The sequence below is a fragment of the uncultured Pseudoteredinibacter sp. genome, from assembly GCF_947502065.1.
GTDB lineage: Bacteria > Pseudomonadota > Gammaproteobacteria > Pseudomonadales > Cellvibrionaceae > Pseudoteredinibacter.
This window is the reverse complement of record NZ_CANMYE010000001.1, coordinates 1098266-1113697: the sequence shown is the minus strand read 5'-3', so window position 1 is coordinate 1113697 and position 15432 is coordinate 1098266. Positions and strand designations below refer to the sequence as shown.

General features: G+C 46.2%; 12 protein-coding genes. 6 read left to right on the top strand and 6 right to left on the bottom strand.

Annotated features, from left to right (window positions below; all coding sequences use genetic code 11):
- Positions 1 to 19 precede the first annotated feature (19 nt).
- Positions 20 to 541, bottom strand: coding sequence for a hypothetical protein (locus Q1A41_RS04600; RefSeq protein ID WP_299975341.1), 522 nt, complete (start codon positions 539 to 541; stop codon positions 20 to 22).
- A 130-nt stretch (positions 542 to 671) separates the two neighbouring features.
- Between Q1A41_RS04600 and Q1A41_RS04595 the strand changes: the two genes are divergently transcribed.
- A complete protein-coding gene (locus Q1A41_RS04595) occupies positions 672 to 1106 on the top strand; it encodes a universal stress protein (RefSeq protein ID WP_299975338.1) in 435 nt (144 codons plus the stop codon).
- Between the two features lie 98 nt (positions 1107 to 1204).
- On the opposite strand, the gene Q1A41_RS04590 is transcribed toward Q1A41_RS04595, so the two are convergent.
- Positions 1205 to 3127 (bottom strand): ATP-binding cassette domain-containing protein, encoded by a 1923-nt coding sequence (locus Q1A41_RS04590; protein ID WP_299975335.1) that lies wholly within the window; start codon positions 3125 to 3127, stop codon positions 1205 to 1207.
- Positions 3128 to 3434: 307 nt separating this feature from the next.
- Between Q1A41_RS04590 and Q1A41_RS04585 the strand changes: the two genes are divergently transcribed.
- The gene (locus Q1A41_RS04585) at positions 3435 to 5465 is read left to right on the top strand and encodes a transglycosylase SLT domain-containing protein (protein WP_299975331.1); all 2031 of its coding nucleotides are present in this window, start codon (positions 3435 to 3437) and stop codon (positions 5463 to 5465) included.
- A 36-nt stretch (positions 5466 to 5501) separates the two neighbouring features.
- Here Q1A41_RS04585 and Q1A41_RS04580 read toward each other — a convergent pair whose 3' ends face one another.
- From Q1A41_RS04580 to Q1A41_RS04570, 3 genes are all read right to left on the bottom strand, one after another.
- Positions 5502 to 5744 (bottom strand): glutaredoxin family protein, encoded by a 243-nt coding sequence (locus tag Q1A41_RS04580; protein WP_299975329.1) that lies wholly within the window; start codon positions 5742 to 5744, stop codon positions 5502 to 5504.
- A 112-nt stretch (positions 5745 to 5856) separates the two neighbouring features.
- Positions 5857 to 7185, bottom strand: coding sequence for a DUF5610 domain-containing protein (locus tag Q1A41_RS04575; protein WP_299975326.1), 1329 nt, complete (start codon positions 7183 to 7185; stop codon positions 5857 to 5859).
- Positions 7186 to 7300: 115 nt separating this feature from the next.
- The gene (locus Q1A41_RS04570) at positions 7301 to 8203 is read right to left on the bottom strand and encodes an FHA domain-containing protein (protein WP_299975323.1); all 903 of its coding nucleotides are present in this window, start codon (positions 8201 to 8203) and stop codon (positions 7301 to 7303) included.
- 491 nt (positions 8204 to 8694) lie between these two features.
- Here Q1A41_RS04570 and Q1A41_RS04565 point away from each other — a divergent pair, with 491 nt between their 5' ends.
- The 4 genes from Q1A41_RS04565 (at position 8695) to Q1A41_RS04550 (ending at position 14219) form a co-directional block, all read left to right on the top strand.
- Positions 8695 to 9567, top strand: coding sequence for a protein phosphatase 2C domain-containing protein (locus tag Q1A41_RS04565; protein ID WP_299975320.1), 873 nt, complete (start codon positions 8695 to 8697; stop codon positions 9565 to 9567).
- An 87-nt stretch (positions 9568 to 9654) separates the two neighbouring features.
- Positions 9655 to 12072 (top strand): bifunctional serine/threonine-protein kinase/formylglycine-generating enzyme family protein, encoded by a 2418-nt coding sequence (locus Q1A41_RS04560; protein ID WP_299975318.1) that lies wholly within the window; start codon positions 9655 to 9657, stop codon positions 12070 to 12072.
- A 202-nt stretch (positions 12073 to 12274) separates the two neighbouring features.
- A complete protein-coding gene (locus tag Q1A41_RS04555; protein WP_299975315.1) occupies positions 12275 to 13591 on the top strand; it encodes a PAS domain-containing methyl-accepting chemotaxis protein in 1317 nt (438 codons plus the stop codon).
- A 130-nt stretch (positions 13592 to 13721) separates the two neighbouring features.
- A complete protein-coding gene (locus tag Q1A41_RS04550; protein WP_299975312.1) occupies positions 13722 to 14219 on the top strand; it encodes an Lrp/AsnC family transcriptional regulator in 498 nt (165 codons plus the stop codon).
- A gap of 18 nt (positions 14220 to 14237) precedes the next feature.
- On the opposite strand, the gene trmH is transcribed toward Q1A41_RS04550, so the two are convergent.
- Positions 14238 to 14924, bottom strand: a complete 687-nt coding sequence (trmH, locus tag Q1A41_RS04545) for a tRNA (guanosine(18)-2'-O)-methyltransferase TrmH (protein ID WP_299975309.1) — start codon at positions 14922 to 14924, stop codon at positions 14238 to 14240.
- Positions 14925 to 15432: the final 508 nt, after the last annotated feature.

The following is a 15432-nucleotide window of genomic DNA, read 5'->3' as shown; positions in this document are numbered from 1 at the left end:
AACCAGACTGTTATCGAAACTAACTCGTCTCGCCAGTTTTTTCCAACAAACCCTGCTCTTCCAGCCAAGCCATCAATACGGGGAATGCTGGTAACAAATCATCAACTTTTGCGCCCTTTTCCAACCAGTATAAGCCAACCCCTAACGGAGTAAACTCAACGGCCAAGACGGATTCTGGCAACTCATCTAAACAGTTACTCATCGCCTGGCTTAAAGATAGCGCTGCAACATCACCCTCTTTCCAATCCCACACTCCGTGAAAATGCACATCGTGTGCAAAACTGCTGCGCACAAGCATAAGGCTGCGTTCTGGGCAAAAGCGTTTATCGACCCAGCGCTTTTGATAAATAGCAATTGTTGGCGCCACGGTAAAATGCTTTAATCCACCAGTAACAGTAGCGATACGGCTTTGCAGCCCCAACTCAAGTGCACGCTGGCGCATACCCGCTAGCTGCCTTTGGCGACCACTAGGCTTCATAAGCATAATTGGCCCTAAAACCATTGCTACCGCCAAAACAACAAAAATAATACCTATACTCAAACTCAGAATTCTCCGTCAATTTTGCTAAATTCAGTGAAATTGACCTACGTCATATTTCATCGCGGTAAAAATTTACAGCAGCGGTAATTTACCGCTAAGATCATGACATAAACCTCATAGGAGACAAGTCATGGCCAAATACCAAAAATCACTAATCGCCGTCGATCTAAGTCAAGAATCCAGCGAAGTTATCGAACGTGGCCTAGCCGTATCTAACGGCTGTCATGCTGCCCTACTTCATGTCATTGAACCACTTACATTTGCTTATGGCGGTGACATTCCCATGGACCTTTCTGAGGTTCAAGAACAACTGCAAAACCAAGCCCAAGAAAAACTCCATAAACTTGCCGCACAGCACGGCATCAAAGCCGAGGATTGCCAAGTAGTCGTTGGACAGCCAGCCTCTGAGATTCACAGAATTGCCGACGAGGCCGAAGTCGATTTAATTATCGTTGGCAGCCACGGCCGTTCGGGTCTTGCCCTACTCCTTGGCTCTACTTCCAATGGTGTTTTGCACGGCGCAAACTGCGATGTATTGGCAGTGCGAGTTCATCCAAGCGAATAAACCAAATCGCCTAAAGCGCAAATGCTGTCATTTGCGCTTTAACCACGCTAGCCATTGAACAGGAAACAGCCCTTGCTGAAACAATTTCAATACACGGCTCAAGCGTTATCAAGCTCTTCCCAGCGCTGATATAAACCTTCCAGCTCACTCTCTTCTTGGGCGAGTTTCGCCAAGGTTTCAGCAACCACTTGATGATCCTTCTGATAAAAATCGGCGGCGGCCGTTTGTTCTTGTAGTGCTTCAACCTTAGCTTCTTGCTTTTCAATTTTAGCGGGTAAAGCATCAAGCTCCCGTTGAAGTTTATAACTTAGTTTCTTGGTCTTGGCTGCCTCTCCCTGCTTGGACTGCGAGGCAGCAACTACCGCGCTTTGCTCATCAGCAGTTTGCTCAGATTTAGCATTCGATAACTGAAGTAAGTCCTCGGCTAGGCTACACCACTTACCGCCTTGGGCTAGCCAATCCTGGTATCCACCAACGTATTCACGTACCTGCCCATTACCTTCAAATGCAAAAGTGCTTGTCACAACATTGTCCAAAAAGGCACGATCGTGACTCACTAACAACATGGTTCCAGAAAAGTTAGCCAACATTTCTTCAAGCAACTCGAGAGTTTCAACGTCTAAATCGTTAGTTGGCTCATCAAGCACCAATAGGTTTGCTGGCTTGGAAAACAGCTTAGCCAACAAAACCCTATTTCGCTCGCCGCCGGACAGGGCCTTGAGGGGCGTTCTCGCACGTTCTCCGGTAAATAAAAAGTCGCTGAGATAGCTGATGATATGCTTGCTGCTGCCGTTTATTTCGATGGACTCTCGGCCACCTGCTACATTGTCAACGGCGTTTTTTGTAAGGTCTAACTGCTCACGCAGCTGATCAAAGTAAGCTACCTCTATATTTGTTCCTAGATCGACATGCCCCTGCAGCGGCTTTAGCTGTCCTAGTAAAATTCTAAGTAAAGTAGACTTACCCATACCATTTGCGCCAATTAGACCGATACGGTCTCCACGCATGATACGGCCGCTAAACTGTTTGATAAGCTGATGGTCTTCGAATGCATGACTCACATTATGAATTTCGGCCACCAACTTGCCAGATTTATCAGCCAAATTAGCCAATATTTGCGCATTACCCTGCCGCTCGCGGCGTGCTGCCCTTTCTTCGCGCATAGCCTTTAGCGCACGAACGCGACCTTCATTGCGGGTTCGTCGTGCTTTAATGCCTTGCCTAATCCATTTTTCTTCTTCCGCTAGGCGCTTATCGAATAAAGCATTGTGTTTTTCTTCCGCCGCTAGCTGCTGCTCCCTAAAATTTAAGAAGCTCTGGTAATCTCCCTCCCAAACACTCAAGTGCCCACGCTCCAGCTCAGCGATATGGGTAGCCAGGTTTTGCAGCAAGGCCCTATCGTGGGTAATGAAAACAACACAACCTGAGTAGTTTAAAAGCTGCTGCTCTAACCATTGAATCGCTTCAATATCAAGGTGGTTTGTAGGCTCATCAAGTAGCAAAATATCGGGTTCACTCACCAAGGCTCTGGCCAATGACACCCGCCGCCGCCAGCCACCGGACAACTCCTTCATGGTGACATCTGCCGGTAATTCTAAGCGGGTTAGAATGGCATCAACTTGCTGCTGCAGACGCCAACCGTCTCGAGCCTCGATCTCCGTTTGCAACTGACCGAGCCGGTTTAAGCTATCCACGTCTGTCTTATTAAGCAATTCGTGGTAGCTGGTCAGCAAGTCACCTAAGCCCTCAAGGCCTTCAGCAACAGCGGCAAATACCGTTAAATCATCAGCCAGGGGCAGATCTTGCTCCAGCCGCGCCAGTTTTAAACCCGGTCGATGCCAAACGCTGCCACTATCAAGCTCAACCTCTTTGGCAATAACCTTCATCAAGCTGGATTTGCCGGCTCCATTTCGACCAATAATACAAAGGCGCTGTCCGCGGTAGAGGTTTAATTGCTGCTCATCCAAAATCGGCTGTAAACCATAGCTGAGCTGGGCATTTTCAATTTTTACGATCGGCATGAATGTTGCGCTTCCAGTGGACTTATAAATTGTGTCAGGGCATTTTTGATTCAAAGGTACAAGCTGTGCAAATTTTAAACGCTTTAGATGCAGAGTAATCTGCTTTAAACCGCGATTTGCAAAGGCTGAGCCGGTAATAATGCCCTATTACAGGGCTGCGAATAATACGGTTTTTCGAGCAGTCTGGATAGCGGCCTGAACTGGTGTTTGAAAAGCACTAAAGAAATATCTATAAGCGCTTGTTTATCAACCACAAAGCTAGCATGATTAGAGCCGTTACACCGATAACGTAAAAGCTGGAATCATTGTGACCAATTCATCTCTGCAAGCATGGGTATTCTCGTTAAGCCAAACTAGCTCTAAGCTAGCCCCAAGGGTTGTCGCCTGCTGCCTGTTGGTCCTGTGCGGAATTTTCTACACGGCGCTTACAGAAGCCCAAGCACCCAGCAAAGCGCTTGGACTCGATGAAATGGAACCCCAGCGTAAAGTCTATCAGCAAGCACTCAAGGCCTTAAAAAAAGGCGATGTAAAGGGCTTTAAACGTCTCAAAGCCATGCTGCGGCTCTACCCTCTTTACCCTGACCTACAATATAGAGATATTGCACGACGCATCAACAGTCTGCCACGCCAGGAAGTACAAGACTTTTTACAACAAAACGCCGGCAGCCCTTTAGGCCAAAGAATGCAATACCTGTGGCTTAAAACCTTAGCTCGCAAAGGCCATTGGCGCAGTTTTCTAAATGATTTTGACAGTGGCAAAATAAAATCTGAACGTATGCGCTGCAAATGGGTGAGCGCACATGCCCGCCTAGGTAAAGAGCTTCCTAGCCAAGAAATCGAGAAGCTTTGGAATGTAGCTTATTCCCAAAATAAACATTGCGATCGGGCTTTCACAGCCTGGAAGAAAGCTGGCGGCATTAACCATGAACTTGCTTGGCAAAGGCTGCACAAAACTATGCAAGCGAAAAAACTATCGCTTGCTAAATACCTCAGCAAACAACTTTCCCCTGAACTAAAGAAATTAGCGGCTTTGTACCAGGAAGTACACCACTACCCTGCCCGCCTAAAAAACATGGGCAAATTCAGCACCCGCAATGCCAAACTGCAAAGTAAACTTAACCAAGTGGTGTTACACGGTTTCCGGCGTTACGCCTACAAGGATGCTAAAGCCGCTTATGGCATTTGGCTTCGCTATGACAGTAAAAACTTATTTGAAGAGCAACAGCGTCAAGAAACTCTGTACATTTTAGCTCGCAAGCTCTACCAAAATGGCCACAAAGACGAAGCCAAACAACTATTGGCCCAATACAAAGTTATTGATAACACCCGCTTAATGGAATCTCTTATCAGAGAGTCATTGGCCATACAAGATTGGAAAATGGTGGGCTATTGGCTCGATCGTTTACCAGAGCCTGCTAAACAATCAGAGCGCTGGCAGTACTGGCTTGCCAGAAGTCTAGAGAAGAACAATCCGCAACCAACACCGGGATTGCGCGCTGATGCCATCTATCGAAAACTGGCTAAAGAGCGAAGCTTTTATGGCTTTTTATCGGCTGATCACGTTCAGCAAGAATATCAGTTACAAGACGTGCCTTTAAACGTAGATGAGGCCCAAAAACAAGAACTGTTAAACCAAGCGGCCTTGCAAAGAGCCCACGAGTATTTCCGCCTTGGCGATACCCTTAATGCCAACCGTGAATGGTTTTATCTAGCTCAAACCTTAGAAGAAAAACAGCTAAAAGCGCTCGCCTCTTTAACTCATGAATGGCAGTGGCATATAAAAACCATTCAGGGCATGGCCCATTTAAAATACTGGGATGATTTAAATTTGCGCTTTCCCCTCGCCTATCAAGACGAGCTTAAAAAAGCCGCCGATAGCACCAAAATAAAACAAACCTTATTGTACGCCATTGCTCGACAGGAAAGCGCTTTTGCTGCTGATGCACGCTCTCCTGCTGGAGCGATGGGCTTAATGCAGCTAATGCCTGCCACCGCAAAACAAACGGCACAAAAGATCGGCGTAAAGTATCGTCGCAAGGATCTATATAAACCAAGCTCAAACATCCGCTTAGGCAGTAGTTATCTTAACCAGTTATTGCAGCGTTTTAACGGTAACCGAGCAATTGCCGCTGCCGCCTACAATGCTGGCCCGCATCGCGTAGATCGCTGGCTAAAAAAAGCATCACCGAACTTAGAGCTTGATAGTTGGATAGAAACAATACCCTATCGCGAGACGCGTGGGTATGTTCAAAATGTACTTTCCTATTCGGTTATTTATGCCTACCGGATGGGCGACAAAGGACGCTTAATCCATAATAATGAAAAGATTATTAACTAGGGGTTGGCGGCTTAAGAGTTAGGTTTGGCAGCTCATCTACGCATTTTGCAAAAAATCGAATAGCTGCTGTTGATCAAAAGGCCAAGCAATTTCACGCCCCTCTTTTGTCGCAATTACTGGAATTCTAATACCATAACGTTCAACTAACTGTGCACTGTGTGCAATATCCACTTCTTCCAAGCGAAGCGCCAACGATTGCGCACAAGGCCAAAATAAGGTCTTAGCCTGCTCACATAAATGGCAGCCTGCTGTTGTATAAAGGGTTACTGTGCTGTTCATAAAGAGCGTCCTGAAGCATTACACCAAAAGCTCTGCATTCTAATGGCTAGACGATATTCAGAACAGCATTATAAGTAATTGTCGTTAATCAGACACAGTGCATAAATGAATATTAGCGAGCAAAAATAGCCTCTAGAAAAGCTTTGTGCTGCTCACTAGATTCCAGCTGCGTAGACTGTAAAACATCCGGTAAAAGCTCTAGATCAAAACCCTTTAAGGCTAATTGCTCTGTACTGGCTAATAGTTGCTCTGCGTAATTTTGTAAATCACTTAAGGGGGTGGCCTGGGACTGCCACGACGAAGGCTCTATAGATTGATAAACGGCTGCTTGCTGGACGGACGTCGTCTGTTGTAAATTCACACTAAATTGCGCGATTTCTTCACCGTTGTAGCCCAAATTTAATGCTTGTTCAAACGCTGTAGCCACATCACCCTGATAAAAATTATCAGCCAGTTCCAGTACTTGATCGAATAGTTCGGTAAACGCTTGCCATTCACCTTCATCAATATCACCGCTTATTTGTATTGCGGCCGCATAGTCCTCACTCGCACTGAAAGATAAACTACTAAAATCAGAGCCTGCATTTTGAGCATTTTGCTGACTCTCCTGGTATCGAATCAAGCTGGCCGCATCAATTGAGATAGTGTCACCATCTCTGGTCTGCACTTCCATTTGAAAACTGCGCTCGCGACTATAGTCCAGCTGGTAAGATTGATAGTTGCCGCTAGGGGTTGATAGTTGACTAGGTGCCGCTAATGGCTGCTCCACAATGTTAGGCAAGCGAGCTTCAATGACAGTTTCATCCAAGCCTTTTGCTGGACTGCCGATAGACGAAGAGTCTGTTTTATTTTCATCACTTGAAATCGGTGACTCTACACCATAATCACTGGCTAATTGATGAATCCCTTGATATACCAGGTCTCGAGTATTGGAAATATCCTTCTCTACCCTAGGCCCAAGAAGATCAAGCTCTTTGAGCATTTCTTTAGCTTCGCCAAAACCCCTTTCAAACCCTTTTAAGCCAGCCTCTAGGCGAGACTGCAATTGCTCAGAGCTGGCTCCATTGGCCTTATCAGCTTCAAGTCGAGCGGATATGAACCCTAGAATACTTCCAGCTACAGCGTCGGCTGAATTCGCGTTGCCGCTTTTTTCAAGCCCAGCAGCACTCTGGCCCGGGCTCGAGCCAAAGCTTAGCTCTTGGCTTACCGCTAGGCGACGCTCAAACAGAGCGAAGCTCTGCTCTTCACTGAAGCTTTGAATTTTCAGCTGGACTACAGAAGAGCTTTGTTCAGACGAGCTTATAGTGACTTGTTTCTCTAAACCTGAGTGCTTACTTGGTAAAGCGGTTTGTTTGGCTGCGGACTCACCGGTAGCAGCCCCATAATAGGAACTAGACTGCTGAGCGAATGAAGACTGAGTTTGAAGGTATTGAGCAATCATGATGGCCGCCAAAGAGATTGAGCTTTAATCTCTTTTACGGCTAAACACTTAAAAACTGTAAACTAGGGGACGGACGGCAACAGTTTGCCTTAAAACTGGATAAATCAATAAGCTCTTAAATAAACTCCGTAAACTTTGCTAATACCAGCACCGCTGTCACTAGAACAGCCGCAATGGCTAAGAAAGTGAGACTTGAACTGCTCTGTTTCTCCTCATCATTTTCACTTTGCGCAGGGCCAGTTTGCAGCTGAGCTCGACCTTTCTGCAAGTCCGGCACAGTAGCGGCGCTGGCCTGCTCAGCCGGCTTAGGGCGTACAGGTCTTGCAATCGTTGGGTTCACAGGCGCACGGAGCAATGTTTTATCAACTGTTTCGGCGGGCCCCAATACCCCAAAGCTCAAGCTGTCAAAGGCCAGCTCGTCACCACGCCTTACCCGTGCTTCCTCAACCCTAACCCCGTTGAGAAATGTACCATTAGAGGAGCCCAGATCCCGAACATATAAGGCACCCTGATCAAGAAACAAGCGAGCGTGTTGACGTGAAAGGTGAGCGGCAGCCAAGACAATATCACACTCACTAGAACGGCCGACCACCGTTTGCTCACCCAGTTTATAGACGCGATCAGATAATGCCGAATGGTTGGCCTTTAGCGCCCATTCTTGCTTATTACTGCTCTGCTGAGCCGCAGCTGCAGCGGCCGGATTTTGATCTCGCCGCTCCAGTTTGGGGTCAACGACATCCATAACCACCGAGGCAATCGAAAGCTTATCTCCGGTATTGAGCTCACACACTTCCCCTTCATTGATCGGCCGGCCATTTATCTCAATTAGCGGCCCTAGAGCACGCAAGCGCAGAGATTCGCCGGTAATATCAACAACGGCATGTTGCTTTTTAAGACCCTCATCACGCAGCACCAGCTGACATTCTCTGGCAGTACCGATAACTAAACGAGGCTCAACCAGCCATACTTCGTGTAAGCCTGAGCTTTGAGATTGGTTGCGTAGACGCAATTTTAACATTCGTATTTCTCTGTGTTAGTTTCCAACCAAAAGGGGCGACGTTTGAACCCCTCTTAAGAATGTAGACTAAAATCCTAATTACAAATAGGACGTAAAACAGTTACTTAGCTAATTTTACGAGAAATGCCTTTAAATTATGAGACATGTCCTGCATTCTAGCCTATGAACTTTGCTTTTTTAATATTAATGTATTAATACCCTAATGGCATAAGGCTAAGTTAATAGCGCTTGGCACTGATAACCATCACCAAAATTAACTATGACAGACCAAGCTAGGTAGATTGAGCCGCCAAGCGAGCCCATTAATGTAAATCAGAATTAGATTACATTCGACTACAGCAAAACTCGTCATAAATGTTTGAGACTAGCGATTTTTTCATGTTCACATTTAAGCTGCTAGAAACCGATAATCTCATTATGGAAGAAAAAACGCGAACCACTACCCTATGCGATTTCTTCTTCTTTGTTGGCAAATTGCCTAAGGCAAGTAAATGCAGCTGAGCTGGACTTCACGCAGTCACCCTGGATGCGTAAGACATAACAACGAAGACCACTTGCTGTGCATGGGTGAACAGGGTTTGTGGCTACTAGCCGATGGGATGGGCGGCCACGAGGCGGGAGAGGTCGCCGCGCAACTGGCTTGCCAGATTGTCAGTCAGACCCTACGCGAAGGCAAGGCTGCCAAAGCTGCATTCGAACTCGCACACCATATGATTCTCGAGCAATCCCAAGGCCAGCAAAGTGCAATGGGCTCTACACTCATTTGCATGCAGCAGCTTAATAAAGAGCAATTCCAGATAAGCTGGGTTGGCGACAGCCGTGCCTACCGCTGGCGCAGCAACAAACTAGAACAGCTCAGTCGAGACCACTCCTATGTACAGTCTTTGATCGATGCGGGCCAAATTACAGTCGAGCAAGCTCGCGAACACCCCGAGAAGAACATCATTACTCAGTGCCTGGGGGCGATAGAATATGACGCCATCGAAGTTGAGTCATTGAACAGTTTTTGGTTGCCCGGTGATATCATTCTTCTGTGTAGCGATGGCCTAAACGATGAATTACACGACAAACAAATTGCCGACATTTTGGCTAATGACAAGGGCTTGCAACAGCAACTGCTAGACTTAGAAAAAGCGGCATTGGATGCCGGCGGCAAGGATAACATCAGCATGATAGCTATTAGCTGTGATCAAGCCAGTGGCTATAAGAATGAGAAGGCTGAGCAAGAACGCCGCCCCAATCAAAGTGAAATAGCCAATAGCTTAGATTTTGAAAGTAATAGAGAAAAAACCATCAGCCCTATTGCAGCGCTTGCTTTTCTCTTGGTTTTTCTAATTTTGGTAAGCAGCTTATGGTTTTGGTAAAGAGCTGCAAGGCTCGATCTACAAACTAATGTTCACTGCGTAAAGTTAACAAACCCTAGACATAACTAATAAATCCTTGAGCGCAACATGCAAATTCCCGGATTTCAAATTACTCGAAAAATTAGCCAAGGAGGCATGTCATCTGTTTATCTCGCCATTCAACAAAGCATTGGTCGCGAGGTAGCACTTAAGGTTATGAGCCCCACTTTGGCACAAGACGCGCATTTTAGCGAACGCTTCCAGAGAGAGGCCACCATCGTAGGGCAACTTTCTCACCCTAACATCATTTCGATCTATGATATTGGCAAGCACCATGGCTTAAACTACATTGCCATGGATTACTTGGCAAAAGGCTCGCTCAGTCAAAAGATGCGCAATGGCCTCAGTGGTCTTGAAGCGGTAAAAATACTAAAGCAGTTAGCCTCTGCCCTCGCCCATGCGCACCATTGTGGTTATGTACACCGCGATATAAAACCTGAAAACATTTTATTTCGTGCGGACGATAATGCCGTCTTAAGCGATTTTGGTGTTGCCAAAGCCATCAAGCAAAATCTTGGCGTCACCCATGCCGGTACGGTTTTGGGTACGCCGAATTACATGAGCCCTGAGCAGGCGAAAGGCCAACCTTGCGATGGACGCTCTGACCTCTACAGCCTAGGCGTAGTGTTTTTTGAGATGCTTTGCGGCAAGCTACCATATCAAGCTGAAGAAGCCGTGGCGATCGCAATCAAGCACCTGACAGCACCAATTCCAAAGCTCCCCCCTCAGCATGCACTTTTCCAACCTTTGATTGACGAGCTTCTAGCAAAAAACCCAGAGGACCGGATTCAGTCAGGCGAAGAGCTCATCGAACGAATAGAGCTTTTAGAAACGGGCCTGCAAACACCAAAGATTAACTATAAATCGCTTGCCGCTTCCGACGAGTTTAAGCTTGGGATCTTTCAACGCCTACAAGCTGTGATTTTTATTCTTTGGCAAAAAACCACCCCCTTCTTTAAGGGCGAAGTTAGCCAACATGAAAAGCTACCACAGGCGAGCCGATACACCACAGCAATAAATGCCAGCCAAAACCCTGATTCATTCAGTGAGAGCATTCAAACCCAGGATAGCCACCGCAAGCCACAAAATTTAGCCATACTATTGATGGCCTCACTCTTTGTTTTGCTTGGTTTCTTCACCTACCAAAACTCATTTACAGAAAAAACAATAGAGGCTGCTCCTTTGGGCAAGTCTGCCAGCTTAGCCCCCAAACAAGAGCGAATTAAAGAACAGATGCAAGTAAAAAGCCAACCGCCTAGTCTTACGCTGGATGCGAGGCAAGATCAAAAAATACAAGAATCCGCTAGCGCAAATCATTTATCTACGCCCATCAGAGAATCAAGCTCGCCAGCGAAGAGTACGCCTCCTTATTCGGAAAAATCTGCAGCAAATATCACTTTGAGTGCCAGCCAAGAACAGCTTGGAGACTCTGAGCTTAAGCTTAAAAAGCTCGATGAGAAACAAGACGGCAGTTCGCTGGCGCAATCCTTGGAAGCTAAAACACCAGAAAAGCTCGCCAATCACCCCTTAACAATCAGTAGCGTTCCTAATGCGGATCGAATTCGTATCTTAAATATCAAACCCAAATACTATGCGGGCATAGAGCTTGCTGCCGGCAATTACCTTGTCGAATTAAGCAAAGCTAATTACAAAACAGTGAAGCATTGGGTGAAGATAAACGATCGAGCCGTTACACGCCAATTCACCTTAACTAAGCAGTACCAGCGGGGTCATACCTTTAGCGATACTTTAGATCAATATTCCTCAGCTCCAGAGATGATCGTCGTTCCAAGTGGCAGCTTCAGCATGGGGAGTAAGCTCAACAGCAATAGCCTTCCTATTCGTCAAGTCTCAATTAGCAAGACCTTTGCCGTTAGCCGATATGAAATTAGCTTTGCTGACTATCAACTTTTTTTAGAAGATGCCCAAAAAAACAAGCACGCACCTGATGATCACGGCTGGGGCAAAGGCAATCGTCCAATCATCAATGTTAGCTGGCAAGACGCCGTTGATTATACCGAGTGGCTTAGCCGGAAAACCGGTCGAAGCTATCGATTATTAAGTGAAGCTGAATGGGAGTATGTGGCAAGAGCTAATCATGCTGGTAGCTATTGGTGGCCACAAAATAGCCGACGTATGGCCAATTGCCGACGAGGCTGCAATAGCGATTTCGCCAAATTATTTGGCAGCCAAACATCCCCACTAGGTTATTATCCAGCAAACCCTTTTGGAGTTTATGATACAGCTGGTAATGTATCTGAATGGGTGCTCGACTGCCATACTGACCATTATCTGGGTGCGAAGCCTAATGCCGAGCCCAGACTTAAGCCCAGCTGCAAACAAAAAACGATACGTGGTGGCTCACATGGCGATGCAATCGAAAAAATCAGCAGCCATAGTCGCCAAGGTGCCGACATGGAAACCCGTAGTAACAAAATTGGTTTTCGAATTCTAGCCGAGATCTAAATCTAACTACCGCACACCGTCAATAGTAGTCCAGACAAGCATAATTACAGAGGCCAAGCAGGCTCCGATAATTAGCGCAGCATTGAAATATTCATCTACACTCAGGATAAATAGCAACTAAATCAGGAAAGGATCGGCCGAGTGTCGCGAAAAGCTCCGATTTAATCAATCCTATAACAGCCGCTCAGGTTTGGAGGGTCAGGTGTTTGGACAACAATATAAGGCGCAATACGAAGAACTACTAGTAAAATTCGCGGAACAATCCTCGATTATTAACGCCATTAATAGGTCAATGGCGGTAATCGAATTTCGACCAAGCGGCGAGATTCTATCGGCTAATGAAAACTTTCTAAAAACGGTCGGTTACAGCCTAGCCGAAATCCAAGGCAAGCATCACCGAATTTTTTGCGACACTGAATATTCAAGCACGGAAGAATATCGTGACTTTTGGGCACAGTTAAACCGTGGGGAGTTCTTTAGCGGTCAATTTAGGAGAGTCAACAAACTCGGTGAAACACTTTGGCTTGAAGCTACTTACAACCCAGTCTTCGATGCTAATCGAAAACTCGTAAAGGTCATTAAGTTTGCATCTGATATTACCGCCAAAGTTCTAAATGACGCTGAAGATAAAGGGAAACTGGATTCTTTAAGTCGCTCAAGCGCCATCATTGAGTTTGAAAAAGACGGCACAATTATTAATTGCAATGAGAACTTTACAAATGCGGTAGGCTACCGAAAAACCGATATCATAGGCAAGCATCATCGAATATTTTGCGACCCTGAATATGCCGCGACCACAGAGTACCAGGATTTCTGGCGCCGACTTAACAACGGCGAGTATTTCTCCGGTCAATTTAAACGGGTGAATGCCCAAGGGCAAACCTTGTGGCTTGAGGCCTCATACAATCCTGTATATGACAGCAACGGTAAACTCTATCGCATCGTAAAATTTGCGACGGACATAACCGCCCAAACCGAGCAAGCGGAACTCGAAAGGGAAAGCGCCGCAATCGCCTATCGAATTTCCAATGAGACACTCGATGTTGCCAAAAACGGTGGCAGTGTCATCAATGAAGCTGTCGACGAAATGAATAAAATCGCCGAGTCGGTTCACGCATCATCCCAACACATCGAGCGCTTAAATATGCAATCAGGGGAAATTAACTCCATCATCAATACGATCCAAGAGATTGCAGATCAGACCAACTTGCTTGCGCTCAATGCCGCTATTGAAGCGGCTAGAGCGGGCGAACAAGGTAGAGGCTTTGCCGTGGTTGCTGATGAAGTTCGCCAATTGGCGGCTCGTACCTCCCAATCTACCTCGGAGATCTCGGCAATGATCAGCAAGATTCAAGAGGATACCGGCAGCGCGTCTAACAGTATGGAGAAATGCTTAGACCAAGCAAATCGCGGTGTTGATCTAGCGAGTCAGACCGGGGAGGTCATATCAAAAATACAAACCGGAGCTAATGAGGTGGTATCCGCTATCGATAAATTCTCGAAATCACTGTCAGCGTAAACCATTAGGCCGGCTATGACGCCGGCCTAATCTCAATCTCCATGTTAAATGGCTCAAAACCATTGAACTGAACCCAACGGGTCGCAATTAGATCGTTTACTGGTTAGAATCACCAAAAAACGAGTAGTTTATGGTGATAAGACCCATGGCCCACAACCTTGATAAAACCGACCGAAAGATCCTTGAGATCTTGCAAAAAGATGGCTCTCTTTCCAATCTCGAATTGGCAGATATGATCGCCCTATCTCCCTCACCCTGCTCGCGCCGGGTAAAAATGCTTGAAGAAGCAGGTTACTTTAAGGGCAATGTAACCCTACTCCACCCAGATGCCATTGGGGTTAATGTACATGTGTTTATACAAGTTACCCTAGGCCATCAGGTCAAAAAGCAACTGCAACACTTTGAAGAAACCGTCTCAGCATGGCCGGAGGTTATGGAGTGTTACCTAATGGCGGGGGACTTTGACTACCTGATCCGTGTTGCCCTGCCCGATCTGGTTGCCTACCAGCACTTCCTGGATGACAAGCTCACTCAATACGAAGGCATCGCAAGTATAAAAAGCAGCTTTTCTCTAAAGCAGGTTCAATATAAAACCGAAATGCCGCTGGATCACCTGACGGACGAATAGCGCTCGATTTGAAAATACTCATACGATGCCTTGGGCGGTCTGCCGATACCAGCTTGCGCCATCTATAATCTCACCCTCTGCGTTTACAGGAGGGTACGCTAAGCCTTTGCCATCACAAAAGCGAGAAACCTGCGGGTGTGCCCACTGGAAGAACCGACGTTGATAATGCGATTCAGATAAACGCCCAGTTTCGTACATGCCTGCCACCTGGCGTTGACGCTGCGCCTCAGCAAGGATAATCGCCGCGGCGACCGAAACATTAAATGATTCAACCATACCCTGCATTGGAATGACCACAGTCTCGTCAGCTAGGCTCAATGCTTCTTCGCTCACTCCCTCTTTTTCCATCCCCATTAACAACGCGACAGGCTGGCAATAATCTATCGAGCGGTAGTCAACTGCTCGCTCATCAAGGTGAGCGGCAACCACTTTCATTCCGGCGCTTTTAACAGACTTAATAGCCTGGCTTACAGAATCATAGGTAGAGACTTCCACCCACTTATTGCTACCCGACGCAGTCCCCCTAAACGAGCGGTACCCCTCTTTTGGCTCAACGATATGCATGTGATCAATTCCCACCGCATCACAAGTGCGCATAATTGCGGCCAAATTTCGCCCTTTGTGCACTTCATCATTGATCACTGTCAGGTCCGGTTGACGACGGTTTAAAACGGCACGGATTTTAGCGAGTCTTTCAGGGGTCATAGTGTTTTCTTTAGATTCCAATTAAGGCCCATGTAGTGAGCCAGTTCTTTTGCTACTTAAATAAATTAAGAGCGGTAAATAGTTGCCGCGTCAGAAAACAGGCGGCTCAATCGTCTTTTAACAGTAGCTTTACACTTTTCCACAGATTCTGTGGATAAGTCAGTGGATAGGCATTAGAAAACCGGCTCAATTGCGTAAAAATAAGGGTGATCTACAAATTGTATACTTTTTAACCTAATATATTTTATCCTTTAAAAACAGTGACTTACGAATGTCAATAGCGCAAATCAAGAATTTTTAAAGAAAATTCTTTGCTGCCAGCCCAGCCAAAATTTAATGTGCATAAAAAGTTAGTAGCCATTAACCGTGGAACTTCGATTGACCAAATTTCATTGCCTAACAATGAGCATTATTCGCCCAGATTGCTGGAAATTTGTTACCACTTTTCATAGAAACTGTTGACTTTTGTAACAGCTGACCGCAGTAATTTCCCATACTGGTTTAGTAG